Here is a 24,866-nt window from a genome sequence, read left to right as displayed (position 1 = left end):
GTAGCCTTTTTTTATCTTCATATTTGCCCAATAAATTGTTCATATAAATACCAATTCGTGATCACATTTGTACGCCATTATTCGTATCATTCTTGAACTTAATCACACTTTTCGGTAGCATGCGCCGACTCAAGTTTTCGACACCATTCTGATGCTGCTCTTTTAATACTACGGTTTACACTGCAATGTTTGATTAGAAATCAACCACTCAGTGGCTTGTGCAAATACGAATATGTGTCGGGTTTAACTCATTGCAAAGAGAACTTAAAAACAAACATGTTCGAATTTCCCCAATTTTCTAAGCACTCCGTAAAAAATGATGTGCTATCAGGCTTAACCGTTGCGCTAGCATTGGTTCCTGAAGCTGTCGCATTTGCGTTCGTCGCAGGCGTAGATCCGATGGTCGGTCTTTACGCTGCATTCATCGTTGGTCTTATTACTTCCATTTTCGGTGGTCGTCCCGGCATGATCTCTGGTGCAACAGGTGCCATGGCAGTCGTAATGGTTTCGCTTGTCGCGACTCACGGTGTCCAGTACCTATTCGCAGCCATCATGCTCGCTGGTATACTTCAAATTGCCGCTGGTATGTTTAAATTGGGTAAGTTCATCCGTATCGTGCCTCACCCTGTGATGATTGGTTTTGTGAACGGTCTGGCTATTGTTATCTTCCTAGCTCAGTTGGGTCAGTTTAAAGCGCCAGATATCAACGGCATGCTTACTTGGCTACCACAAGACCAAATGCTACTAATGCTTGGTTTGGTTGCGCTAACTATGGCAATCATTCACTTTCTACCAAAAATCACAACGGCTGTACCCTCTTCACTTGTTGCAATCGTAACGGTGACTGCTTTAGTGGTTGGTTTGGATCTGGAAACTCGCACTGTTGTTGACTTCTTGCGTACAATGTCTGGTGATGAAGCGGCAACACTCGCAGGTTCACTGCCGACCTTCTCTATTCCGGCGGTGCCATTTACGCTAGAAACTCTACAAATCATTCTTCCATACGCGATCATTCTAGCGGCCATTGGTCTAATTGAATCTCTGCTAACGCTGACAGTTTTAGATGAGATGACGAACACTCGTGGTCAATCTAACCGCGAATGTATCGGTCAAGGTATGGCAAACATGACTTGTTCTGTGTTTGGTGCTATGGGTGGTTGTGCAATGATTGGTCAGTCGATGATCAACGTAAACTCAGGTGGTCGCGGTCGTCTATCTGGTATCGTTGCTGCTATCGCTCTATTGATGTTTATCTTATTCGCTTCTTCGTTAATTGAAATGATCCCACTCGCTGCTCTGGTTGGTGTGATGTTCATGGTTGTAATTGGTACATTCGAATGGGCAACATTTAAACTAGCGCGTCGCGTACCGAAGCAAGACTTCTTCGTTATTGTTCTTGTGACCGTTGTTACTGTTCTTACTGACCTAGCCGTTGCCGTAGCGGTTGGTGTTATTGTTTCTGCATTAATGTTTGCATGGCAACACGCTAAGCATATCTATGCCGACACGTGCTTAAACGAGGAAGGTTCAAAAGAGTACAAGATTCACGGTCCTATTTTCTTTGGTTCTGCCGCTAACTTCTTGGAGTTGTTTAACGCGCCTGAAGATCCAAAAGATGTGATTGTCGATTTTGCAGACTCTCGCGTGACGGATCACTCCGCAATTGAAGCGATTGAAACACTAGCAGAGCGTTACAACTCTCAAGGTAAAACACTACACCTTCGTCACCTAAGTCCAGATTGCCGTAAGCTTTTAGATAAAGCGGGCAGCTTGGTTGAAATTAACGTGAAGGAAGACCCAAGCTACAAAGTCGCAACCGACATACTAGCGGGTTAACACGAATAAAAAGGGATGAGCTCAGCTCATCCCTTTTTCTATTGTCTTCAAGCCCACGCGATTATAGCTTCTTCAAAATCACTTCTGATGCCTCTTCGATTAAATCAAGCACCAGTTCAAAGCCATCTTTTCCACCGTAATATGGGTCTGGGACTTCATCGTAATCTGACCCAGAATGACTTAAAAATAACGATACTTTGTGTCGATACTTCAACGGACAAATATCCAATAAATCGGCCAAATTTGCTTTATCCGAGGCTAATATCAGGTCAAACTTGTCAAAGTCATCAATGGTGACTTGGCGCGCTTGCATTCCTTTAAAAGAATAACCTCGCAGCTTTCCTGCTGCCATCGCTCTTGAATCCGGCCGGTTTCCTGCGTGATAGCCAATTGTACCTGCCGAATCAACCTCCACGGCAATACCCAACTCTTGAGCTTTCGCTCTTAACACTGCCTCTCCAGTTGGTGACCGACAAATGTTTCCCATACAAACAACAAGTATTTTCTTCATTTTATTCCCTGAATTATCGGTGGTTTTTCTTCACGATATGTTGGTCTATCATAGCGAGATAAATCAATGAACCCAAATTAGCTTGGGCACAGCACGAAAAGGAATTGAGGAAGTATTATGTCTATCGAAGAAAATAAAGAAGCACGCCATAAGGCTCGCCAACAAAAAGTCAAAGAACAGGTAGACGCAAAAATTGCTGCTGCTCAAGAGGAAAAAGGTCTGCTACTGATCATTACCGGAAATGGTAAAGGTAAATCGACATCAGGATTCGGTACGATCGCACGCGCAGTGGGTCATGGTTTGAATTGTGCTGTCGCGCAGTTTATTAAAGGTACTTGGGACAACGGTGAGCGCAACCTACTTGAGAAACTCGGCGTTGAATTCCAAGTAATGGCAACCGGCTTTACATGGGAAACTCAAAACAAAGCCGCTGATACCGAAGCAGCGCAAGGCGTATGGCAAGAATGTAAGCGCATGCTCAAAGATGAATCTATCGATGTGGTTCTTTTTGACGAGCTGACGTACATGGTGAGCTACGGCTACATTGATTTAGACGAGGTCGTTGAAGCGCTGAACAACCGCCCTAAAATGCAGTCGGTTGTCATTACTGGTCGTGGCGCTCATCGCACTCTGATTGAAATGGCTGATACCGTTTCTGAAGTGAAGAATGTAAAGCATGCATTTGAGTCAGGCGTCAAAGCGCTGAAAGGAGTCGACTGGTAAAGCTCACCAGCAGAATTAAAAAAGGGTTGGCTAATGCCAACCCTTTTTGCTTTGGCTCGAATCTAATTGAATAGATTCTTTATCAAACCATCGACTGCTTCTTTGGTTTTTTCGTCTTTGATCTTGTCCGTTAGCTTCTCTACGCCACGATCGATTTCTTTCTGAGCTTTCTGCTTCAGAACATCATCGAATACGAGCTTGAATTTAGGATCCGCCCACTTACCAGACACATTGATTGGAATCGTGATATCTTTCAGCTCATCTATATCTTTGCCGCCTTGGCCTTCTAGGCTACCTACGACTGATGTGCTGATAGTAAAGTTAACAGTTTCATTGATGTAGTTTGCGGTGCCTTTACCACGAACACGGAGCAATGGAGACTGAGCTTGCATATTATCCGTTGATACGACACCTTTATTGAGCTTCAATGTCGCCGTCATCGCACTAAAATCTGTTTTCTTAACTTCATTGGTGCCTTCGACTTTTTGCCCTTTAAATTTCGCGTAGTTTTCACGAATCAATTGAGCAACGTTGATGCCATTTACCGCACCGTCAGCAAAATTGATAACAACCGTACCAGAAAGATTCTTCTTGATACCGGTAGGCGTGAGACTCTTACCGGTAACATTCACATCAATGTTACCCGTCCCTTCAAGCTTGTCGTTATCAGCGACATCAATAAGTAGCGGTTGAACTTTCACGCCTTTGATTGACTTTTTCACACTGTAAGTCGCTGGTGATTGGCGTGCATCTAACTTCGCTGTCGCTGAGATTGTGCCTTGGTACAGCTTCGAACTAAATGAAGTAAGCTCAAATACGCCACGATTTACAGTGAAGCTCGTTTTTACCGCTTCCATCTTCGCATTTGCCGCTTTGAATTTGTCGATGGTAATGTCACCCTTTACATCTAACGTTTTCAACGCAGACAAATCAGGCTCAACCTCAGACCCAGCTGGAGCACTCTCGCCACCAGAAGCAGGCTTATTACCTTCGGAATCTTGCTGATCTAATCCTAAGAATTCATCAAGATCGATATTTGGGCTGTGGAGAGCAAATCGTACTTTAGGAATATCGCCAAGTGTCACATCTGCCTTACCATCTAAGGCGATAGCATTCGCTGTTAACTTCTCTAGGACAAAACTCAGGTGGTTTTTCGTTAGGTCGAAAGACAGATCAGACACCATGTCGACTTTCATCGGTGACTGAGGTAAAGCATCCCCCTCAAAAGTCGATTTAAGAGTTAACTTATCCAACTGCACTTTGCTGATAGCCTTGTCCACGCTAAGTTGACCAGCACCCTGCATATCTAACTTCATACCACCAGCGTCGCCTTTCATGGCATAAGTCAGGTTATTTACTTTATCGAATTCAAACGTATCTAAACCGATCGTTGCCGATTCAATCTTATTGGCAGGGTCAGAGTATGTCGCATCAAAGTTGATGTTCTTTAGCGCGTAGTTTGCCAAACCTTTTTCTAGCTTAAAGTCGGCCTGACCTTTCGCTGTGAACTTTTGGTCATTCATTTCGCCCTTCACGCCAAAATCAGCCGTTGTCCAGTTGTCAAAAGCGAATTCGGAAAGGTTTAATGAGATATCATAAAGTTTGGTGTAACTACCGGCTTGCTTATCCTGCATTTCTAATGAGCCATTAGAAACCGTAACACCAGCAAGATTAATGCTCCAATCAGAGCCAGAAGGCTGCGTTTCACCATTTTGCGTAGGCGCAGTATCGCTCGCTTGCTCTGCTTGTTGTGTTTGGGCTTTCGTCAATGAATCAATATTCTTGCTGCCATCTTTCTTGGTTTCGATATAGAACTCAGCCCCATCAAGCGTGACGTTTCCAATTTCAAGCTGTTGACTAAAAAGTGGCATGACAGAGATGTCTACACCAACGGTATCAACTTTGAATAAATTGGGTTTACTAAAGCCTTGTGGGTTTCGCAATTCTGTATGTCCCAACTCAAAGCCGATCGATGGGAAAAATTGCCAACTGATATCTCCTTCAATCACTAGCTCTAAACCGGTTTGCTTTTGCGCTTGCTCAACAATAAGGGGCTTAAACTGGTTAGGATTGACGAAGATGGTTAACGCTAAAATTGCGACCAAAATGACCACAATAGGTATTGCTAGAATTAAGAGCAGTTTCTTCATTTGTTTTTCCTTGCTCGAGTGTTTTTACAATTATAAGCGCAGACTCCATTTACCGCTGACAGTTCCACAAAAGCGTGAAAAATGTCTGGTTTTAACCTGCAACTGACTAATTTAAAAACAAAAAAAGAAGTGGCACTTAAGGTGCCACTTCTTCTCTTAAAAATAAAGCGATATAGCCGTCTAAAGGCTTAAGCTTTCAAAAGTCTTGCAATGTGAGCTTTTAATACATCGATTGCGATACGGTTTTTACCACCGCGAGGAACAATAATGTCCGCATATTGCTTAGAAGGTTCGATAAACTGCATGAACATCGGACGTACTGTTTGTTGATACTGCTTAAGAACAGATTCCATAGTTCGGCCTCGTTCTTCCACGTCACGCTTAACACGACGAAGTAAGCAAATATCTAACGGTGTATCCATAAATACTGTCGCGTGCATCAAATCACGAAGACGAGGGTCAGTAAGAAGAAGGATGCCTTCTAGAATGATCACCTTTTTAGGCGTCATTGTAGTCGTGTTACTTGTTCTTGTGTGTTCAGTGTAGCTGTACTCAGGTACTTCTACTGCTTCACCACGTACCAATTTTTCAAGGTGCTCACACAGTAGGTCGTGGTCCAACGCACTCGGGTGATCGTAGTTCGTCTTTACTCGCTCTTCCATGCTTAGGTGGCTTTGGTCGTTGTAGTAGCAATCTTCCGTGATGACACCGATTTGATGATCGCCTACTTTCGCGCGAAGCTCATTATAAATAGTGCTCGCGATCAGACTTTTTCCAGAAGCAGAAGCGCCAGCAATACCTACGATGACGCATTGATTATTATCAGACATTAGTTTGCACCCGATGATGATTTCTAGTCACATAAAAAGATAAACTGCCTGATTATAGGGAGTTCACCCCATAGTTACTAGCTGGAATTAGGGTTTAGTCATAAGTTTCTGCCTGCTCAGAGGATTAACCTCCGAGCAAACGTTAAAATGTGCAATTATCAACCAATAGGCATAGTAAACTTAGTTCACCATTGTAAAGCTAATCGCATCTGGTTTTGCTTTGCCTTGCCAAAACATCGTGCTACATACGCGATCGGCAAGCTGCTTGTAATACCCTGCATGCTCACTTTCTGGGCGCCTTGCTACTGTTGGCACGCCAGCGTCAATATCTTCTCGCATAGAGATATGAAGCGGAATTTGTCCTAGCAGTGCTAAGCCAAACTCTTGCGACATTTTTTCTGCACCACCCATGCCAAAAATATGCTCTTTCGCGCCACATTGACTACAAATGTGATAACTCATGTTTTCCACAACACCGATAACCGGGACATGGACTTTGTTAAACATTGCCGCTCCTTTTCTTGCATCGGCAAGCGCCAAGTCTTGCGGTGTCGTGACTAACACACTACCTGTCACCGGAATCTGTTGTGACAACGTCAACTGTATATCACCCGTACCTGGCGGCATATCAATCACCAAATAATCTAAATCGGGCCAGTCTGTTTCCGTTAATAACTGCGACAACGCTTTTGAAGCCATTGGACCGCGCCATATTGCCGCTTCTGATTTGTCCACTAAATAGCCGATAGAGTGAGTATAGATGCCGTGAGCGAAAATGGGCTCCATCCACTTGCCATCACGAACTTCTGGTTTTGCATCTTCTTGCCCCAACATCATAGGTACAGACGGGCCATAGATATCCGCATCCAACAATCCCACTTTCGCCCCAGATTGAGCAATCGCCAACGCTAAGTTAACCGCAGTCGTTGATTTACCGACCCCACCTTTCGCAGAACTAACGGCAATGATGTTCTTAACACCTTTAACCGGATTGGCCACTTGAGTTTCTAATGCTTTAACTCCAAGGCGAATATTGAATGGGAATTCAGGCACTTTATCTGCGGTTTGTTGCTGTTTAATCCAGTCATGCAATATGGTTTGAAGCTCATTACTTGCGAATGGTAACGTTATCTCAACAGAACCTTGTGCCGTAATCGAAATTGCGCCATGAATATCTGCCCAATTTTCCACCAACTGTGGATGCTGGAATTGGTTAAACCAGTGACAAAAATCTTGTTTTGAAGTGAACTGATGCATAAGTCCTCCTTTTAGATGTCATGCTAACACCGTCCTGCCTCAACCAGAACCCCAAAAAAACTAAGGCATTCCGCAGTTTGACACCTTGGAGTTAGTGAGTTCATGGGGTAGTATTATCCATCAAAATTTATTTATACCTATCAAGAAAAGCGAATATTAAGTATGGCAAACGATCCAAGAAACTTTCCGTCAAGGAAAATGCTGGTAACTTGTGCCCTTCCGTACGCTAACGGTTCGATCCACCTTGGTCATATGCTTGAGCATATCCAAGCGGACATTTGGGTTCGTTACCAACGCCTACGCGGCAACACTGTAAACTTCATCTGTGCTGACGATGCTCACGGCACGCCAATCATGCTTAAAGCGCAACAGATGGGTATTACTCCTGAAGAAATGATTGCCGCAGTTAGCGAAGAGCACCAGAAAGACTTTGCTGGCTTTGATATCAGCTTTGATAACTACCACAGCACACACTCAGATGAGAACCGTGAGCTAGCGTCACACATTTATCTTGAGCTGAAGAAAAACGGCTTTATCTCTAGCCGCACTATCTCTCAGCTGTTCGACCCAGAAAAAGAGATGTTCTTACCGGACCGTTTCGTAAAAGGTACGTGTCCAAAATGTAAGTCAGAAGACCAGTACGGTGACAACTGTGACAACTGTGGCGAGACTTACAGCCCAACAGAACTGATCAATCCTAAATCTGCGGTTTCTGGTGCGACGCCAGTAATGAAAGATTCTGAGCACTTCTTCTTCGACCTGCCTCAGTTTGAAAGCATGCTAAAAGAGTGGACTCGCTCTGGCTCGCTACAAGCTGAAACCGCGAACAAGATGCAAGAATGGTTCGAATCTGGTTTGCAGCAATGGGATATCTCACGTGATGCGCCATACTTTGGCTTCGAAATCCCAGGAGAGAAGAACAAATTCTTCTACGTATGGCTAGACGCACCTATCGGCTACATGGGCTCTTTCAAAAACCTATGTGACAAGCGCGACGACCTAGATTTCGACGAGTACTGGAAAAAAGACAGCTCAGCAGAGCTGTACCACTTCATCGGTAAAGACATCGTTTACTTCCACAGCCTATTTTGGCCAGCAATGCTAGAAGGTTCTGGCTTCCGCAAGCCTAACAACGTATTCGTACACGGTTACGTAACCGTAAACGGCGCGAAAATGTCTAAGTCTAAAGGTACTTTCGTAAAAGCAAGCACTTACCTAGAGCACCTAGACCCTGAGTGTCTACGTTACTACTACGCTGCGAAGCTAAACAGCCGTATCGACGATCTAGATCTTAACCTTGAAGACTTCACTCAGCGCGTAAACGCTGACGTTGTTAACAAGATCGTTAACCTGGCATCTCGTAACGCAGGTTTCATCGCAAAACGTTTTGAAGGCAAACTGTCTGACAACTTTGCAGAGCCTGAACTTTACAACGAATTTGTTGCTGCGGCTGACCGTATCGCTGAGCTTTACGAAACACGTGAATTTGGTCGTGCAATCCGTGAAATCACTGCACTGGCAGACAAAGCTAACCAATACGTTGATGAAAAAGCACCGTGGGTTGTAGCAAAAGAAGAAGGCAAAGATCAGGAGCTACAAGACATCTGTTCTGTCGGTATCAACCTGTTCCGTGTACTGATGACTTACCTGAAACCAGTGATGCCTGCACTTGCTGCACGTACTGAAGCATTCCTAAACCAAGAGCTGACTTGGGAAAACATCGCTGCGCCACTAACAGGCCACGAGATCACTAAGTTCAAAGCACTGTTCAACCGTATCGATCCGAAGAATGTTGAAGCGATGATCGAAGCATCTAAAGAAGATGCGGCGGCAGAAATGGCGGCGAAAGAGAAAGCAGAAGCGGAAAAGAACAAGGCTAGCCAAACTGAGCTAGACAAAGAGCCAATCGCTGAAGAGATTGAGTTCGACGCTTTTGCAGCAGTAGATATGCGTATCGCTCGTATCATCTCTTGTGAAGAAGTGCCAAAAGCAAACAAACTGCTTAAGTTCCAACTGGACATCGGTGGTGAAACTCGTCAAGTGTTCTCTGGCATCAAGTCAGCGTACAAACCTGAAGAGCTAGAAGGCAAACTAACGGTAATGGTAGCAAACCTAAAACCTCGTAAGATGAAGTTTGGTATGTCAGAAGGCATGATCCTAGCAGCGGGCCCTGGTGGCAGCGACTTATGGATTCTTGAGCCACACGAAGGCGCTCAACCTGGCATGCGCGTAATGTAAGTCTCTTTATTGAAAAGGCTTAACTGAATCAGTTAAGCCTTTTTGCTTTCGGACTCTCACCGTTAAACTTATCAATTAAGCTTGATTGTATTGAGAGAAATCTTCTGGTCCCTAGTAAAAGCATAAGTAGAAAGCTAATTTCGCGTAAGTAAGCGATAATCCCATCAAACATTCTAACGAATTCTAATATAAGTAGGTCATCAACTAGTGATATCTTGGCTAGTTTACCGCGAACTAGTACCGACGCATGCTAGGAAACCTACCCCTCATCCATTTCTGTGTCAGCCGATAGGAACATGGACCATCCGTTAACATTTTTCTCTATACGCCTCGCAGAGAAACGAATAAATAGTAAAGTACTTAAAGTGCACACTATTCCAATAATCACCATAGCAACTTCCAAATAGAAAACTATGCCACCTCTAAAACAAACTTTTCATTTCGTGTGTAAGAGAAGCCGAAAGGACAAGTAAAGTTACATATTTTTACGTAAAAACCGACTAATGCAGCCGATATTCTTCAGGCCCCCAAGTAATGATCGCGCCACATGCAAGGAAAAGTGCAAAGCTGATCGTGACCACAAAAGCGAGAGCTCGATCAAATGTCGTTGCGTATTTTAATATTAACTGATCATCTACAAGTGAGACTTTCGCAGGCTTTCCTCGCATTAAAACTGTAGTATACATTGGGAATCTAAACCCCCAGCCATTTCTATCCCAACCAACAGGGTCATGACCACCCTTCAACATCTTTTTCTCAATCCGCTTTACCGATACACGAATGAAAAGCAAAGTACTAACTAACCAAGTACATCCGATAATCATATTTGCAATATCAAAATAAGACACGTTGCTCCCTTTAATTCCAATGAATGTTAGAACTAACTTCATAGGCGCCTTTGGCTAAATTTTGCCCTGCACTGTCAGCCATCTTAGCTGCCGCATAACCGACACCTAAACCAACACCTATTAATACTACTACTCCAAATGGGCCAGCAGCTAAAGCGATTCCCATTCCAGATGCAATCACTTTGGATGTAGTCCAAACGCCAGCAGCGTTGCTCGCACCAAACCCAGCAACTTCCATTGCCGCTCTTTTTTGCCAATTTTCTCCGTTATTCTTGGCATTTCGAACATTGTTAAAGCGAACACCAGCATCAATCATGATGATCTTTTTACCTACAATACTAGAGCTTTGTTCAAGAACTCGAATTGAGCGGATGTTAGCTATAGATGTTAAATGTAACTTAGTTATATCCCTACCGCTTCGCGCGATATTGACAGCCCTATTCGGGTTGCTCCAAATGTTACCGCGGCTACTTTTAATTCTCCCTGCATAATGGGCAAGCTCTTTTGTAAATTTTGCATTCAAAGAACTATGAGCTTCTTTAACTCTATATCCAAGCTTCACAAGCTCCTTTTTCTGCGCACCACTTCGTGAGGCTGTCCGTACATCTAGTAAGGCGTTTTGATATTTGAGCAAAGCTTTCCCGAAATTACTCAATCTGACTTGCTTTTCATTAACCGCCGTAGCGGCAGCACCTACTGCAGTATACTCATCGATTTTCCCCCCCATAGTATGATTAGTAGCATCTAAAAAAGGCTTAATCTCTTTTTCATAGAGGAGGGCTACCGCTTGTAAGTTTTCATCGCCAAACTCACTTGTTAGATTGGCTACATTTCTTTTGGTTTCTTGTGACCAACTTTTTACAGTATCAAGAGCACAAGCTATATCAGGTCTCTCGCTACGCAACTTAGCTATGTTGATCACAGAGCCTTCGTTCAGTATGAAAGGAGTACCTGCGGGAATAAAACTACCAAATATATGTGGGTTGTCCTTACGAAACTGAAGGTACCTATCCTCATCATTTGTATCGATAGGGAGCGTTATCTTTGAGTGAGTACTGAAGCATAGGTCGAATTTATTAGACAAATTAATTACCTCGAACAATCAACAAAATAGACAACTTATATCATATGAAGTGTTCAAGTATTTTAATTTCTAAACATTGTGACTTGAATCAGACTACAAAAAGTAATCAATATGTAACTCACAAAGAATAACGCGTACACCAAGCATCGACACCGAATAATCAACCATATTCACAAATTTGGTGAATCCATGCACCAATAACGACCGTCCCAAAAGAACATTTAATATAACCAATTGTTTTAATTTAATTTTTGTTTGGCATCAAAACTGCAAACCTTCCTTGTTAGGTCCAAACACTAACAAGGAGTGGGTTATGTTTGTTTTGATTTCCACACTATTGTCCATCGCTATTTTAGCCGGAATATATCACTTATCTTCTAAACGAGAGCAGCAACACGCGCGCAAATATCAGCTATTAACATTATTGCGAGATGTTGTTCATCTGCTGAGACGCCATCGAGCTACGACGCACTACTCACTTCAATTTCAACAAAATAACGAACAAGAATTAGAAGTCCTTCATAACGATCTCACCAACAAACTGCATCTTTTGGTCGAAACCTCACGCTTTGAAAATAAACCCATGTATCGCGTGCTGCAGATCAAAGTAGGAAAACTGCTTGAACAATGGAACGATCACAGTGTTGCAAGGAACCAGATGGAGCATGGTAAGTTAATTCGTCATTGCTTGTTCTTGATGGATGAAGTCACGATTGCTTGGTTAGCGGTAGAACAACGAGATGATCTACATAATGAGTACCACATGAACTGGCAAAACATTATGGATAGCTTGGAGACCCTGACTCAGTTACGAATCAGCATTCAAGATTTAGGAGAGCAAGGCGGAAATGAGCGTTTCAAAAATTACGCATCGGTTATGATACGTAAGCTAAATCAATTGGCGGTTATCGCTCCGCTTAGTATCGTTTCTCCAGCTTCCACACGCTCAATACAGACATTAAATAACTATGTGACAGGAAGTCATGTCGATTTAACAGAAGCAGAGCTTTATGGAGTCACATCAGACTTATCGTTGACCATCTTCAATACTTACGACCACGTCCTTTCAGACATCGTTGAAGCATTGTATCTACCGTTGCCCAAACTCTCTGTAGCAAGATAAGCTCTATACAATGCCGTGCCAATTGTCACAACAGGAACGTAACTGGTATCTATAGGTAAAAACAAAAAAACCGCAGACCTTAGGTTCTGCGGTTTTTCATTCATCTAACTTCTCTGCGCTTAGCTGTCATCTTCTGTGAAGTTCGTTGGTAATTGCTTTTTCATCTCGTTCCAGATTAGCGCGCTTTCCATACCATAGTGACGAATCACAACTGGCAGTTGTTCACGCTGACCACTTTCACAAGTTTCTAGCAACTGATGGTAAAACTTCAGCGCTAGCTCACGAGAAGCTGGGTTTGAGAAATAATAGCTACCAACGCGATCATAGAGCTTCTTCAAGCCATTAAAAATCAAACCGTAAATCTGATTCCCTGAATGGAATGCTAGGCGTTGGAACAACATGTAGTCGTAAAAGTTGAACGTTTTAGCAATCAAGATTTCTTGACGCTTCGCTTCATCTTTCTCGTTGTCTTCTTTCACGTTCTGTAAGACTTTCTCAGCATAAGGTGAAGAAGCGATGAAATCGTCCCAAGAAGCAGCATTCATTAAAGCTTCACAAGATTCAATTACATTCTTAATTGTGCGCTCAGAGTTCTCTTTATTTGCTTTAAATGCATAACGCATAAAGATAGGGCTGATGTTGGTACGTGCTGCAAGCAAATCTTCTACAATGTTTGTTGCGTTATCTACGTCCAACGTCATCAACGTATCCAAAATATGCAGACCAGAGGTCTCCATAAATTGGTTTACCTTCGTTGGTTTACCGTGTTGGATTGTTAACCAACCATCACGGGCTAGTCGTTGAAGAACCTCTCGTAAAGTCGTTCGAGTAACACCAATTAGCTCAGACAGCTCGCGTTCAGCAGGTAAAATAGAGCCAGGAGGAAAACGGCCGTTCCAAATGCTCTCGATAATATATTTTTCTGCGAATCCCGCAGGGCTTTTCGCCTTTATGACCATTCTACTTTTTATCCAATATTGATTTCTGAGGGTCGATACTACTCATCATACCACTACTTAACGGTTTGAGAAAATTTACGATCAATAATTGAAACGATTCTACAATATAGAGTTAATACTCTATATGTTATGTCAATCTAGGACGGTCTGACGTGCGAGTGAAAGCGGTAAAATCTGAATTTTCGTTTAATTAAACAGCTCACAAATTGCGGAGAAATAAAGACTACTGCGTCACAATTTTATATTCAAAATATGAAAAATTACTTTGTATATCACAGTTAATATTCTTTCTTAATTTGCCTTTTCTCGTCACTGACCGTCATTTAAAATCCAAGAGGATTTTTTTGAGCCTTTCATGATATAGTAACGCCGTTTTGATCGCGTTATTACATTTAAAAAGTCATTTTAGTCGGTAGCATCACGTTTTGTTATTGACTAATAAATGCCTGAGTGTAGAGTTTGCGGTCGAAAGTGAGCGGTGCTTGAGTTCAGGGGAAGTAACTTGGCAAGACTGCAATAAACAAAGGATTGTTGTTTTACTAAGTTATTGTTTTAAAAGACTAGTTAATAAGTCTAACAAACAGATACTTAAGCACTATTGTAGTGTCTATTCATAATTTTGTTATAAAGAGAATTATCATGCCGATATCGCTCGGAAACGCTTTTATCAAGAACTTTCTTGGTAAAGCGCCTGATTGGTACAAAGTTGCCATTATAGCCTTCTTAATAATTAACCCGATTGTATTCTTCCTAATAAACCCATTTGTTGCTGGGTGGTTGCTGGTTGCTGAATTTATTTTCACGCTTGCAATGGCATTAAAATGCTACCCATTACAACCTGGTGGTTTACTTGCTATTGAAGCCATCGCTATCGGCATGACTAGCCCTGCGCAAGTTAAGCACGAGTTGGTGGCAAATATTGAAGTATTACTGCTTCTGGTATTTATGGTTGCGGGCATCTACTTCATGAAGCATTTATTGCTGTTCATTTTTACCAAAATTTTACTTGGTATTCGCTCCAAAACCCTTCTATCACTTGCGTTTTGCTTTGCCGCTGCATTTTTATCTGCGTTTTTGGATGCTTTGACGGTTATCGCCGTTGTTATCAGTGTGGCGATCGGTTTCTACTCTATCTACCACAAAGTGGCGTCAGGTAATCCGATTGGTGACCATGACCACACACAAGATGACACGATCACTGAGCTAACGCGTGATGACTTAGAAAACTACCGCGCCTTTTTACGCTCATTGTTGATGCACGCTGGTGTAGGTACTGCGTTAGGTGGCGTAACCACTATGGTGGGTGAACCTCAGAACTTAATTATTGCAGACCAAGCGGGTTGGTTATTTGGTGAATTCCTAATCCGTATGTCTCCAGTGACGCTACCCGTATTTTTCTGCGGTCTCATCACTTGTGCTCTAGTCGAAAAGCTTAAAGTGTTTGGCTACGGTGCAAAACTTCCTAACAACGTTCGTCAAATCCTCGTTGACTTTGACAATGAAGAGCGCAAAACGCGTACCAATCAAGACGTTGCAAAACTATGGGTTCAAGGGCTTATTGCTGTTTGGTTGATCGTGGCATTAGCCTTGCACCTGGCGGCGGTAGGCTTAATTGGTCTTTCAGTGATCATCTTAGCGACAGCTTTCACTGGCGTCATTGAAGAGCATTCCATGGGTAAAGCGTTTGAAGAGGCTCTGCCTTTCACTGCACTACTTGCGGTATTTTTCTCGATCGTTGCGGTAATCATCGACCAAGAGTTGTTTAAACCAGTTATCGATGCGGTGCTTGCCGTTGAAGATAAAGGCACTCAGTTAGCTCTGTTCTATGTCGCGAATGGCTTACTATCAATGGTGTCGGATAACGTATTCGTCGGTACGGTTTACATCAATGAAGTAAAAACAGCACTCATTGAAGGTCTCATTACTCGCGAGCAGTTCGACTTACTGGCAGTTGCTATCAACACTGGTACTAACCTACCATCTGTTGCTACGCCAAACGGTCAAGCGGCATTCCTATTCCTACTCACCTCGGCTCTCGCTCCATTAATTCGTCTGTCTTACGGTCGAATGGTTATCATGGCGCTGCCTTACACCATCGTTCTTGCGATTGTCGGGCTAATGGGCATTATGTTCTTCCTAGAGCCTGCAACGGCTTCTTTCTACGATGCAGGCTGGATTTTACCTCATAGTGGTGATCTGACTCCCGTAGTCTCCGGCGGTCACTAAAATTTGAGTTGATTAGGAAACTTATCCACGTTAAAAAGCTCTGAGTATTCAGAGCTTTTTCTATTTCAGACAGGAACAAAAACGTGACTATTTTAAATTCACTTAACCAGTTTTCGAAGGGACGCTTATCGTGGCTGCTGCTTCTGCTATTCGTCGTTTTCTTTGAAGCATGTGCCCTCTATTTTCAGCACGTCATGGTGCTTGCACCATGTGTCATGTGTATCTACGAACGAGTCGCGATGATGGGAGTGGGTGTCGCTGCAATCGTTGGTCTTATGGCACCAAATAACCCAATTTTCCGTTGGCTAGGTTTGATTGGCTGGGGATTAAGCTCTTACAAAGGACTGTTGCTTGCTCAGCAGCACGTTGATTATCAGTTTAACCCATCACCATTCGCGACTTGTGATTTATTCGTAACATTCCCTAGCTGGGCTCCGCTTAATCAGTGGGTTCCTTGGATGTTCGAAGCATACGGCGATTGCTCGAAGATTGTTTGGCAATTCCTCGATTTATCAATGCCACAATGGTTAGTAGTTATTTTCGCGGGCAATTTAATCGCTTTAGCATTAATTGTGATCGCACAATTCTTCCCAGTAAGACGCACTAATCCGATTCGTTAATCCTTCAGAGAAATGATAACGAAAAAAGCCGACCAGATGGTCGGCTTTTTACTGAGTAAACATGGCGGCTATTTAACTTAACCACGTTAACTCAACCACGTGATTGACCACAACACTGCTTGAACTTTTTGCCGCTCTCACAAGGACAAGGATCATTGCGCCCGATACCTTTGAATGGGTTTAGGCTTTGAGCCTTATTGCCTACCATCAACTCATCCGCACCTAACGCCACTTCACCGACCATCAAATCAAGCTGGTCGATCAAGTCTGCAAGAGCTGGAGGCGTTTCAATACCGGCGTCGCGCATCTGTTGCTGCGTTGCCGACTCATCGATAGCCAGCATCAAAGTGGTCAGTAATGCTTGTAGCATACGCTGCAATCCATCATTGAGCTCAACGTCTTGCCATTGTTCTTCAATCATTGGCCAAACAGACATAAAGCCTTCGGCAAAATCAGCAAGTTGTTCAGGTTCTTTGCCTGTTAGCTCTAGCACGGAATATTCGTTTCGTTGAATTCGGTTGTGCTGCTTGTGAATTTGCTCTTCTACTGCCGGTTGAATCGCTTTGAATCCCTCACCTAATAGCGGCTCTAACCACCTTTCAGGAGCGAGTGGTTTTGTCGTCAGATTAGCAGCGAGCACTGCGCCTTCGATAAATAGGCAAGATTCATCGATGTGAATTTCGCCTTTCTCAATCAATGTGTATTGCATGACATCTGGTTTCCCATAAATTTGGCGGCATTATACCTCAGAGCATAAAAGCACGTAACCGGGAGTTGCGAGTTTGACTGTATTGAGTGCTTTGAGTCTTTTAATGACAAACTTAGCTGACATCGCTACAATCGCCCTCCTTTTTATCACCAAACTGTATTAGGCAAACTATGCGAGTTGTACTAGGCCCAATGGAAGGCGTTTTAGACCATTTGATGCGCCAAATCCTGACCGAGATAAACGACTATGACCTATGTGTTACGGAATTTGTTCGAGTCATCGACCAGTTATTGCCCGATCATGTATTTCACCGTTTATGCCCGGAGCTGTTGCAAGGTTCTCAAACCGCATCAGGTGTGCCGTTACATGTGCAATTGTTAGGACAAGAACCAAACTGGATGGCTGAGAACGCAATTAAAGCGGCAAGCCTTGGCGCTAGAGGCATCGATATAAATTTTGGTTGCCCAGCCAAAATGGTCAATAAAAGTAAGGGTGGTGCTGCTCTACTTCAGCATCCTGAGCTAATTCACCGTGTGGTTAAAGCTTGTCGAGAAGCTGTTCCTGAGACCATTCCTGTGACCGCAAAAATTCGTCTTGGCTGGGAGAACCCTGAAGATTGTTTTGAAATTGTCGATGCCATTCAGTCTGCTGGCGCAAATGAATTAACAGTACACGCACGTACTAAACAAGGTGGTTACAAAGCTTCTGAGATAAAATGGGATTACATCAACCAAATTCGCGAACGTTTTGATATTCCGCTTATTGCGAATGGCGAAATTTGGAATTACCAGGACGGTCAACGTTGCATTGAAACGACTGGCGTTGACTCTTTGATGGTGTGCCGCGGCGCTTTCAATATCCCTAACTTGGGCAATATGGTAAAACACAACCACCAGCCAATGTCATGGCCCGAAGTGGTTGAGCTACTGATCTACTACTCCAAGTTTGAGATGAAAGGCGACAAAGGTTTGTACTATCCAAATCGCGTAAAACAATGGTTCTCTTACTTACGTCAGGCCTATCCTGAAGCAAAAGATCTATTCAGAGAAATCCGAACGTTTAACAAAGCCGCGCCGATTGTTGAGCATATTCAACGTTATCGTGATGAGTTAAATTCTCAGGTTGCATAAAACCCGAGTATTGCAAAGGGCGAACTGCTCGCCCTTTAAGCGCTTAGGTCTTCGTAGCAAATCTTATTTTTGCCTGTACTCTTGGCTTGATATAACTTTTCATCCGCCGCTTTAAATAACTCATCAAAGCTTTCCACTCGGTTCTCTTTACTGAACACCACACCGCCAGAGATCGTAAAACCTTCTTTAGTCACGCGTGTCGAGCGTTCGTCTATGGCTTTTTTTACCCGCTCTAGAATTAGCTTAATGCCTTCCGAGTCTTCGTCGTAAATGGCCAACACGAACTCTTCACCACCAAATCTTGAGGCGACATCGGTGTGGCGAATATTTTCACGTATACATTTTGCAACTAGCTGAATCGCAGAATCGCCGACATCATGACCATAGGTATCATTGATCTTCTTGAAGTTATCAATATCGAACACTGCTAATGCAACCTGTTTTTTCGTCATCTTATTGCGCCACACGGTTTGCATTCCTCGACGGTTCAACAAGCTCGTCATCGGATCTCTGGCGGCGAGATCTTTGAAATAACGTCGCTCACTATGCATATTCACATAGAACAATACGACTGTGCTCAAAATGTAAATAGAGATCGCAACAATAAGGCTGTATTTTTCGAAAACCGCTAGGTTCTTAGCTTCATCCCAAAGGTTATACTCGTAGTACATGCTGTGATTCGCACTCAATCGCTCTAACTCGACTGGTTTGATCCGTGTACTGTTTGAAGGAATGGATTGTAAATTGGAAACCAAATGTAACTTACCAACAAGACCTAGCGACGAAGCCATCAACGCATTGACATCAAAATCAATGGACAGCACTCCTTGATGCCTCCCTTTTTCGTAAACAGGCACTGTCAAACTAATGGTTTGACCTTCCATCGAATCCAACGTCGGCCCAGGTCCGGCCAAGGTGATGTTCACTTTATCTTGTGCGGTTTTTTGCCAAAATGGGCGCGCTTTTAGCGTTGACCAAAGCTCTCTAGTGAAGTTTTTCGCGTACGTGTCAGGAGACGAAATAACGTAACCACGCTTATCGATGTAATGAATACCAACGATGTGGGATTCAATATCGTGCAGAAAAGACAATGACGGTGCAAAACCCGCCTTTTGTTCAGCTGATTGGTTAATCGTTGAACCTTGCTGACATAAGCTTTCATCGCCCACTATCATGTAATCAAGATCAACCGCAGGTAACCCCTCACTATAGACACTCTCTAGCAACAAAACGTCTATCGGCCAAATATAACAAATCCCCTTTTTGACTAAAGAATTGTGCTCTTCAGACAATGGGTTAGCGTAATTCGTATAATTAGTAAAGCTGTAATCTAAGGCGGTGAGAACTTTAATACCACGGGACATGGCACGATCAATACGTGCATACTCTGAATCAATATAGCGGTTAACCGCATCATAGTAATTTTTCGTTGTAACGAGTAAAATCACTACAAATAGTGCCAGAGGAAAAAAGATGACAAATGAGAGGCTAAATCGCCTTTGGTTTACCATTGAGTACCATGCATATGAAAGGTCAATAGTCTCTTACGACAGCTGTTAAATTGATACTCGTTATCTGGTGACGCATGCAATACAGCACCAGATAACAAGAGACCAAACAAATGAGTGCGCGCTGTTTGAGACCGTTTATATATTAAAGGAGTTTAATCAATATAGAGTGTGGTGTCACTTTAGTCGCCATAATTTGCAGCTCTGTGCCGACATATTGACAGAGATATGACTCTTATAATCAATAAGTTCGCGTCCATCCAGCAATGACGAAAGGTGGGCAGCCTCCAAACCAAGTTGCCACAGAGGCAAGTCAATTGAACACTCATCGCCACTTAGATTCATCACAACAACGATCGCTTCACTTCCAAGTACGCGCGCATAAGCCAGCTCGTTGGTATCGCAATGCAGCCATTGAATGCTACCAGACTGTAAAGACTTGTACTGTTTACGTATCGAAATCCATTGCTTGTAAATCGACAGCCATGCTGAGTTTTCGATTTCATTCCAAGGGAAACAGCGACGATTATCCGGGTCCAGCCCTCCCTCTAGTCCGACTTCACTCCCATAGTAAATACAAGGTGTACCGACGTATGTCATGAGCAGAGCAAGTGCGATGTTCATTTTACGCTTATCACCATCAACCAGTGTGATAAAACGAGCAGTATCATGACTATCGAGTTGATTTAGCTGCGATAGCTGATTCGAAAATGGAATTTTTGCTCTGGCTTCGTCCAACCATGCTTTAAACTCCAAACCATCAATGTTGATTGGTTCATACATAATATCTTGCTGCGCGATAAAAGCTCGAACTGGATGAGCAAAACCGTAGTAGTTCATCGCCCCATCTTCTTGGTCACCTTGCAGCCACTGTGTTGCTTCAAAAAAGTGCTCACCTAGCACATAGGCATTCGGATTGACTGACTTCGTCGCATGGCGAAACGCTTCAACATAATGAGCATTGTTTTTCGCTCCCTCTCCTTCGCCAAGCATATGAATAACATCAAATCGCCAACCATCGACTGAGTATGGTGGCTTAAGCCAGTGCTTAATGACAGATGCTTCGCTTTGATAGATATAGTCACGCACTTGTTCATTTTCGAAGTTCAGAACCGGTAAGTTACCAATGCCCTTCCAACCAATATAGTGATTGGTTTCGCCTTCAAAAAAGTAGTAATCGCGGAACTTTGACTGCGGATTGCCATACGCCCCTTCTCCTTTTTGTTGGATATCAAACCAAGGATGATGCACTGACGTGTGGTTAAACACCGCGTCTAAGACAATCTTCATATTCTTACCACGGATTTTCTCACACAGTTCAGCAAACTGATCATTGGTGCCGAACATAAGGTCAACAGTGAAATAATCGGTGGTGTCGTATTTATGATTACTTGGTGAAGAAAAGATCGGATTAAAATAAAGCGCAGTAACGCCGAGCTGTTCAAGATAGTCCAACTTTTGTTCTACACCTTTGAGGTCGCCGCCAAAGAATTCACGTGCCCCGGTATTTTGGTGAGAGCCTACCGCTTCTCCCCACGATTTAATGATCGCTTCTGAATCATGCTGAACATAAGCTTTACGAATGTCAGATTCACTTTTACTAGCAGAAAAACGGTCAGGAAATATTTGATAGAACACTTGCTCTTGGACCCAGCTTGGTGGTTGATGGTTTACATTCAACTTAAAGTGGAACTCTTTGGGTGGAATACGCTTTTGTACGCCTCGTGCATCAAGCCAGTATTGTTGCCCGTCTTTAAGGAGCTTAAACACATAATGTGTGACATCTCGATCTCGATTTGGTCGGAACGATGCTTCCCATAGTAACAATTCCCCAGCAGTTCCTACTTGAGTCATGTCGACCAGATATTCTTCATTGTCCGGCTCAAGACGCACATATACGGAATCAAAATCCAATGTCTCGGTTTTCAGTCTGACTGTGACTTGCTCTTGATTAAAAGCTAAACCATCAATAGTTTGACTATGAAAGATAAATGGCAGGTTCATTATGGGCACTCCTCGTCATCGGATATGCCACTATGTTATTGAAGAATGAGAGACAAGAAATCCTCCTTGAGAGTTGACATATCAGCCAATTTTCCCAAGGAGGATCACACTTAGTAGGCGTAGTGACAGGTAGGATACTGCTTAGTTCAACAAGAGACTGTCATCTGCAAGCTCTTCACCACGCACTTTGGAGAACATATCCAACAAGTCTGGTACTTGCATGTTAGCGCGCTGCTCTCCAGCCACATCAAGCACAATTTCACCTTGGTGAAGCATTACGGTCCTATCGCCACATGCTAATGCGTCTTTCATCGAATGCGTCACCATCATCACGGTTAAATCGAACTCATCGACAATACGTTTAGTTAAGTCGATAACAAACGCCGCCATACGAGGATCAAGCGCAGCCGTGTGTTCATCAAGCAATAACAACTTACTCTCCGATAACGTCGCCATCACAAGGCTAACGGCTTGTCGTTGTCCACCGGACAGTAAGCCAATGCTATCGCCCAAACGATCTTCTAAACCAAGCCCTAGGATGCTAATTCGCTCTTGGAACAGCTTGCGACGTTTAGCTGAAAGCGCCAAACCCCAACTGCGTTTTTTACCACGCATGTACGCTAAAGCCATGTTCTCTTCTATCGTTAGCTCTCCACAGGTTCCGGCCAATGGATCTTGAAACACTCGTGCGCATTGCGTCGCACGCTGGGCAACCGTCTGCTTGGTAACGTCTTTGCCATCAATGATCACCTGGCCACCTATCATCGGCGTCTCACCTGTTACCGCGCCAAGCAACGTCGATTTTCCTGCGCCATTAGAACCAATCACGGTAAGAAATTGATGCTCTGGAACCTCTAACGAGACGCCTTTCAATGCACGATTTTCTAAAATCGTCCCTGGGTTGAACGTGACCTGAATGTTATTAAGTTCAATCATAACGCCTCCCCCGAACCATTTTTTGATGCCGCTTGTTTAGCATCGGTAACGCGTTGTTTCGCTCTCATGCTCTGTTTTAATTTTGGAGCAATAAGCGCGACAGCCACCAATACTGCGGTGACAAGGTTGAGGTCTGATGCTTGCAAACCAAACATGCCAGAGCTCAAAGCGAAAGCTACAGCAAGACGATAAAGCACCGAACCGATGATGACAGCAAATACCGCAACCCAAATTTTTCGCCCGGGAATAAGGGTCTGGCCCAAAATCACAGCAGCCAAACCAACCACAATGGTGCCCACGCCAGAGGTCACATCTGCAAAGCTGTTCGTTTGTGCAAACAACGCGCCTGCGAATCCGACAAAACCGTTAGATAAAGCCAACCCAAAGTAGGTATAAAAACCAGTGCTCGCCCCTTGCGCAGAAACCATACGCGCATTAACGCCCGTGGCTCGTAAACCAAGACCAAAGTCGCTGTTCAGCAGGCGAATGACAAAGAAAGCGGACAAAAGAACTAAGACCCCAACAACCAGAGGACGAATGAACATCGGATCGCCCAAGGCTTCAAACGGAGTGAGAATCGTATCCTCTCCAAGCAACGCCATATTAGGTTTGCCCATAATACGAATATTGATTGAAAATGCCGCGATCATGGTAAGAATGGAAGCTAACAGGTGCAAAATACCACACCGAACAGCCAGAAAAGCGGTTACCCACCCCGTCATACTACCAGCTATCATCGCCATTATTGTCGCAAGCCAAGGATTAATACCTGCTACAATCGCCGTTGCAGCCACCGCAGCTCCCATTGGAAAGCTGCCATCCACACTCAAATCGGGAAAATCGAGAACACGGAACGTAAGATACACACCCAGAGCGACTAGGCCATAAATCAAGCCAATTTCGAGTGCGCCAAAAAAAGCAAATGCAGACATAACTGCTCCTTTCTGCATGCTCAGGCTGGCTAATACCAACCTGAACTTAAGACTTCTAACGTATACTCCCCTTCTTCTCTAGCAGAATGCTCTACACGAGAAGTCCGGCGAGTATCAATTTTGGGGCAAGCCTCTACCAACCAACGTGACAGGCTTAACCCCAAAAAGCGTTACTTATTGCATGCTTGTCGCACGTTCAACCACAGAACTTGGCAGCTTGATACCGAGCTTAGATGCTGCGCTTTCATTAATTACAAGGTCAGAGCCCGTCGCGACTTTTACATCCAGCTTGCCTGGTTCTTGACCATCAAGAATCGCCGCCACGTAATCCGCGGTTTGTACACCAACCTGGTAGTAGTCAAAACCTAAGCCTGCAATTGCACCCTTTTCGACATACGACGTCGCGCCACCAAATACAGGTTTCTTCGCTTGATTCGCTGCCACAATCATCCCTTCAATCGCACTTGCAACTGTATTGTCTGTTGGGGCGTAAAGAATGTCTGATTTCGCTGCAATCGCTTGAGTCGCAGACTGAACATCAGCACTTTTTAGTGCGGTCGCTTCAACCACTTGTATGCCTTTTGCTTTTGCGCTTTCTTTTAGTAATTCAACTAAAGTCACGGCATTAGCTTCACCGGGATTAAATACAACCCCGATGCTTTTCACCTGAGGAAGAATTTCTTGGATGAGATCGACATGCTGAGCAACGGGTGAAAGATCAGACAGGCCAGTTACGTTTTTGCCTGGTTGTTCCATCGACTTAACCAATTTCGCACCAACCGGATCTGTTACCGCAGTAAAGACAACAGGAATAGAGCGAGTAGCCGACACCAAAGCTTGTGCCGAAGGTGTCGCGATGCCCACTAACACATCAGGATTTTCACCGACGTACTGACGGGCAATTTGCACCGCAATCGCTGGATTACCCTGTGCGGTCTTATAATCAAATTCTAGATTTTTGCCTTCTTCGTAGCCTTTCGCTTTCAAACCATCAAGCAATCCTTGGCGCGTCGCGTCTAACGCCGGGTGTTCGACAATTTGTGAAACTGCAACGGTTGCAGTGGCGGCCAGTACATTGGCAGAAGAGAAAATAGCAGTAGCAGATAGAACGGCAGTGGCTAATAAACGTTTCGTTTTCATCATAACTCCTTGATGTGACTTCGTCCTTGTTTCGCGAGCATTCAACATGAATATCGACTCGTGAATTCAAATGTTTGAAGGGGGTAATGTTGTGTTCGTATA

The 24,866-nt window shown here is 43.8% G+C and carries 20 protein-coding genes; 7 read left to right on the top strand and 13 right to left on the bottom strand.

Annotation, left to right across the window (positions count from 1 at the left end):
- Nucleotides 1–276: 276 nt before the first annotated feature.
- Nucleotides 277–1,836, top strand: coding sequence for a SulP family inorganic anion transporter (locus EX191_RS02020; protein WP_005396973.1), 1,560 nt, complete (start codon nt 277–279; stop codon nt 1,834–1,836).
- Between the two features lie 61 nt (nt 1,837–1,897).
- Here the strand turns inward: EX191_RS02020 and EX191_RS02015 are convergent, their stop codons facing one another.
- A complete protein-coding gene (locus EX191_RS02015; RefSeq protein WP_193447040.1) occupies nt 1,898–2,347 on the bottom strand; it encodes a low molecular weight protein-tyrosine-phosphatase in 450 nt (149 codons plus the stop codon).
- A gap of 117 nt (nt 2,348–2,464) precedes the next feature.
- On the opposite strand from EX191_RS02015, the gene cobO reads away from it, so the two are divergent.
- On the top strand, nt 2,465–3,070 hold the full coding sequence (gene cobO / locus EX191_RS02010; RefSeq protein WP_005396966.1) for a cob(I)yrinic acid a,c-diamide adenosyltransferase: 606 nt from the start codon (nt 2,465–2,467) through the stop codon (nt 3,068–3,070).
- Nucleotides 3,071–3,132: 62 nt separating this feature from the next.
- Here the strand turns inward: cobO and EX191_RS02005 are convergent, their stop codons facing one another.
- The 3 genes from EX191_RS02005 to apbC all read right to left on the bottom strand — a co-directional run bounded on the left by EX191_RS02005 (nt 3,133) and on the right by apbC (nt 7,307).
- A complete protein-coding gene (locus tag EX191_RS02005) occupies nt 3,133–5,220 on the bottom strand; it encodes an AsmA family protein (protein WP_193447039.1) in 2,088 nt (695 codons plus the stop codon).
- Nucleotides 5,221–5,408: 188 nt separating this feature from the next.
- Complete coding sequence (gene udk, locus EX191_RS02000; protein ID WP_005396962.1) at nt 5,409–6,050, bottom strand: uridine kinase; 642 nt, start codon at nt 6,048–6,050, stop codon at nt 5,409–5,411.
- Between the two features lie 180 nt (nt 6,051–6,230).
- Nucleotides 6,231–7,307 carry an iron-sulfur cluster carrier protein ApbC gene (gene apbC / locus EX191_RS01995; protein ID WP_046874416.1) on the bottom strand — a complete coding sequence of 359 codons (1,077 nt, stop codon included), beginning with the start codon at nt 7,305–7,307 and terminating at the stop codon, nt 6,231–6,233.
- A gap of 162 nt (nt 7,308–7,469) precedes the next feature.
- On the opposite strand from apbC, the gene metG reads away from it, so the two are divergent.
- Nucleotides 7,470–9,545 (top strand): methionine--tRNA ligase, encoded by a 2,076-nt coding sequence (gene metG, locus EX191_RS01990; protein WP_046874415.1) that lies wholly within the window; start codon nt 7,470–7,472, stop codon nt 9,543–9,545.
- Nucleotides 9,546–10,045: 500 nt separating this feature from the next.
- On the opposite strand, the gene EX191_RS01985 is transcribed toward metG, so the two are convergent.
- Together EX191_RS01985 and EX191_RS01980 are read right to left on the bottom strand one after the other, a co-directional pair.
- On the bottom strand, nt 10,046–10,393 hold the full coding sequence (locus EX191_RS01985; RefSeq protein WP_242446589.1) for a hypothetical protein: 348 nt from the start codon (nt 10,391–10,393) through the stop codon (nt 10,046–10,048).
- 10 nt (nt 10,394–10,403) lie between these two features.
- Nucleotides 10,404–11,477 carry a hypothetical protein gene (locus tag EX191_RS01980; protein WP_109169751.1) on the bottom strand — a complete coding sequence of 358 codons (1,074 nt, stop codon included), beginning with the start codon at nt 11,475–11,477 and terminating at the stop codon, nt 10,404–10,406.
- Nucleotides 11,478–11,790: 313 nt separating this feature from the next.
- Here EX191_RS01980 and EX191_RS01975 point away from each other — a divergent pair, with 313 nt between their 5' ends.
- Nucleotides 11,791–12,600 carry a hypothetical protein gene (locus tag EX191_RS01975; RefSeq protein WP_193447038.1) on the top strand — a complete coding sequence of 270 codons (810 nt, stop codon included), beginning with the start codon at nt 11,791–11,793 and terminating at the stop codon, nt 12,598–12,600.
- 119 nt (nt 12,601–12,719) lie between these two features.
- On the opposite strand, the gene fadR is transcribed toward EX191_RS01975, so the two are convergent.
- Nucleotides 12,720–13,559: a fatty acid metabolism transcriptional regulator FadR gene (gene fadR, locus EX191_RS01970; protein WP_005396954.1), complete on the bottom strand. Its 840-nt coding sequence runs from the start codon at nt 13,557–13,559 to the stop codon at nt 12,720–12,722.
- A 639-nt stretch (nt 13,560–14,198) separates the two neighbouring features.
- On the opposite strand from fadR, the gene nhaB reads away from it, so the two are divergent.
- The gene (nhaB, locus tag EX191_RS01965) at nt 14,199–15,785 is read left to right on the top strand and encodes a Na(+)/H(+) antiporter NhaB (RefSeq protein ID WP_005396952.1); all 1,587 of its coding nucleotides are present in this window, start codon (nt 14,199–14,201) and stop codon (nt 15,783–15,785) included.
- 83 nt (nt 15,786–15,868) lie between these two features.
- Nucleotides 15,869–16,405 carry a disulfide bond formation protein DsbB gene (gene dsbB / locus EX191_RS01960; RefSeq protein WP_193447037.1) on the top strand — a complete coding sequence of 179 codons (537 nt, stop codon included), beginning with the start codon at nt 15,869–15,871 and terminating at the stop codon, nt 16,403–16,405.
- 91 nt (nt 16,406–16,496) lie between these two features.
- On the opposite strand, the gene EX191_RS01955 is transcribed toward dsbB, so the two are convergent.
- Nucleotides 16,497–17,114 carry a YecA family protein gene (locus EX191_RS01955; RefSeq protein WP_193447036.1) on the bottom strand — a complete coding sequence of 206 codons (618 nt, stop codon included), beginning with the start codon at nt 17,112–17,114 and terminating at the stop codon, nt 16,497–16,499.
- A gap of 170 nt (nt 17,115–17,284) precedes the next feature.
- Here EX191_RS01955 and dusC point away from each other — a divergent pair, with 170 nt between their 5' ends.
- On the top strand, nt 17,285–18,244 hold the full coding sequence (gene dusC, locus EX191_RS01950) for a tRNA dihydrouridine(16) synthase DusC (protein ID WP_193447035.1): 960 nt from the start codon (nt 17,285–17,287) through the stop codon (nt 18,242–18,244).
- 35 nt (nt 18,245–18,279) lie between these two features.
- On the opposite strand, the gene EX191_RS01945 is transcribed toward dusC, so the two are convergent.
- The 5 genes from EX191_RS01945 to EX191_RS01925 form a co-directional block, all read right to left on the bottom strand.
- On the bottom strand, nt 18,280–19,755 hold the full coding sequence (locus tag EX191_RS01945; protein ID WP_193447034.1) for a sensor domain-containing diguanylate cyclase: 1,476 nt from the start codon (nt 19,753–19,755) through the stop codon (nt 18,280–18,282).
- Between the two features lie 174 nt (nt 19,756–19,929).
- On the bottom strand, nt 19,930–21,756 hold the full coding sequence (gene malZ / locus EX191_RS01940) for a maltodextrin glucosidase (RefSeq protein WP_193447033.1): 1,827 nt from the start codon (nt 21,754–21,756) through the stop codon (nt 19,930–19,932).
- Nucleotides 21,757–21,897: 141 nt separating this feature from the next.
- Nucleotides 21,898–22,692: an ABC transporter ATP-binding protein gene (locus tag EX191_RS01935; protein WP_005396631.1), complete on the bottom strand. Its 795-nt coding sequence runs from the start codon at nt 22,690–22,692 to the stop codon at nt 21,898–21,900.
- Nucleotides 22,689–23,624: an ABC transporter permease gene (locus EX191_RS01930; protein WP_054574798.1), complete on the bottom strand. Its 936-nt coding sequence runs from the start codon at nt 23,622–23,624 to the stop codon at nt 22,689–22,691. The genes EX191_RS01935 and EX191_RS01930 overlap by 4 nt, the downstream gene beginning before the upstream one ends.
- A gap of 174 nt (nt 23,625–23,798) precedes the next feature.
- Nucleotides 23,799–24,764 carry an ABC transporter substrate-binding protein gene (locus EX191_RS01925; RefSeq protein WP_012841583.1) on the bottom strand — a complete coding sequence of 322 codons (966 nt, stop codon included), beginning with the start codon at nt 24,762–24,764 and terminating at the stop codon, nt 23,799–23,801.
- Between the last annotated feature and the right edge of the window lie 102 nt (nt 24,765–24,866).

Source organism: Vibrio chemaguriensis (genome assembly GCF_012275705.1).
GTDB classification, from domain to species: Bacteria; Pseudomonadota; Gammaproteobacteria; order Enterobacterales; family Vibrionaceae; genus Vibrio; species Vibrio diabolicus.
Note: the sequence above shows the minus strand (reverse complement) of the source record. Positions and strands in the feature narration are given on the sequence as shown.

Bases quoted from the DNA above. Each gene is read 5' to 3' on its own strand.
- EX191_RS01935 (WP_005396631.1), bottom strand. From the start codon at position 22,692: ATGATTGAACTTAATAACATTCAGGTCACGTTCAACCCAGGGACGATT.
- dusC (WP_193447035.1), top strand. From the start codon at position 17,285: ATGCGAGTTGTACTAGGCCCAATGGAAGGCGTTTTAGACCATTTGATG.
- metG (WP_046874415.1), top strand. From the start codon at position 7,470: ATGGCAAACGATCCAAGAAACTTTCCGTCAAGGAAAATGCTGGTAACT.
- fadR (WP_005396954.1), bottom strand. From the start codon at position 13,559: ATGGTCATAAAGGCGAAAAGCCCTGCGGGATTCGCAGAAAAATATATT.
- EX191_RS01945 (WP_193447034.1), bottom strand. From the start codon at position 19,755: ATGGTAAACCAAAGGCGATTTAGCCTCTCATTTGTCATCTTTTTTCCT.
- EX191_RS01930 (WP_054574798.1), bottom strand. From the start codon at position 23,624: ATGTCTGCATTTGCTTTTTTTGGCGCACTCGAAATTGGCTTGATTTAT.
- EX191_RS01955 (WP_193447036.1), bottom strand. From the start codon at position 17,114: ATGCAATACACATTGATTGAGAAAGGCGAAATTCACATCGATGAATCT.
- nhaB (WP_005396952.1), top strand. From the start codon at position 14,199: ATGCCGATATCGCTCGGAAACGCTTTTATCAAGAACTTTCTTGGTAAA.
- udk (WP_005396962.1), bottom strand. From the start codon at position 6,050: ATGTCTGATAATAATCAATGCGTCATCGTAGGTATTGCTGGCGCTTCT.
- cobO (WP_005396966.1), top strand. From the start codon at position 2,465: ATGTCTATCGAAGAAAATAAAGAAGCACGCCATAAGGCTCGCCAACAA.
- EX191_RS02020 (WP_005396973.1), top strand. From the start codon at position 277: ATGTTCGAATTTCCCCAATTTTCTAAGCACTCCGTAAAAAATGATGTG.
- malZ (WP_193447033.1), bottom strand. From the start codon at position 21,756: ATGAACCTGCCATTTATCTTTCATAGTCAAACTATTGATGGTTTAGCT.
- EX191_RS02015 (WP_193447040.1), bottom strand. From the start codon at position 2,347: ATGAAGAAAATACTTGTTGTTTGTATGGGAAACATTTGTCGGTCACCA.
- EX191_RS01975 (WP_193447038.1), top strand. From the start codon at position 11,791: ATGTTTGTTTTGATTTCCACACTATTGTCCATCGCTATTTTAGCCGGA.
- EX191_RS01925 (WP_012841583.1), bottom strand. From the start codon at position 24,764: ATGAAAACGAAACGTTTATTAGCCACTGCCGTTCTATCTGCTACTGCT.
- apbC (WP_046874416.1), bottom strand. From the start codon at position 7,307: ATGCATCAGTTCACTTCAAAACAAGATTTTTGTCACTGGTTTAACCAA.
- EX191_RS02005 (WP_193447039.1), bottom strand. From the start codon at position 5,220: ATGAAGAAACTGCTCTTAATTCTAGCAATACCTATTGTGGTCATTTTG.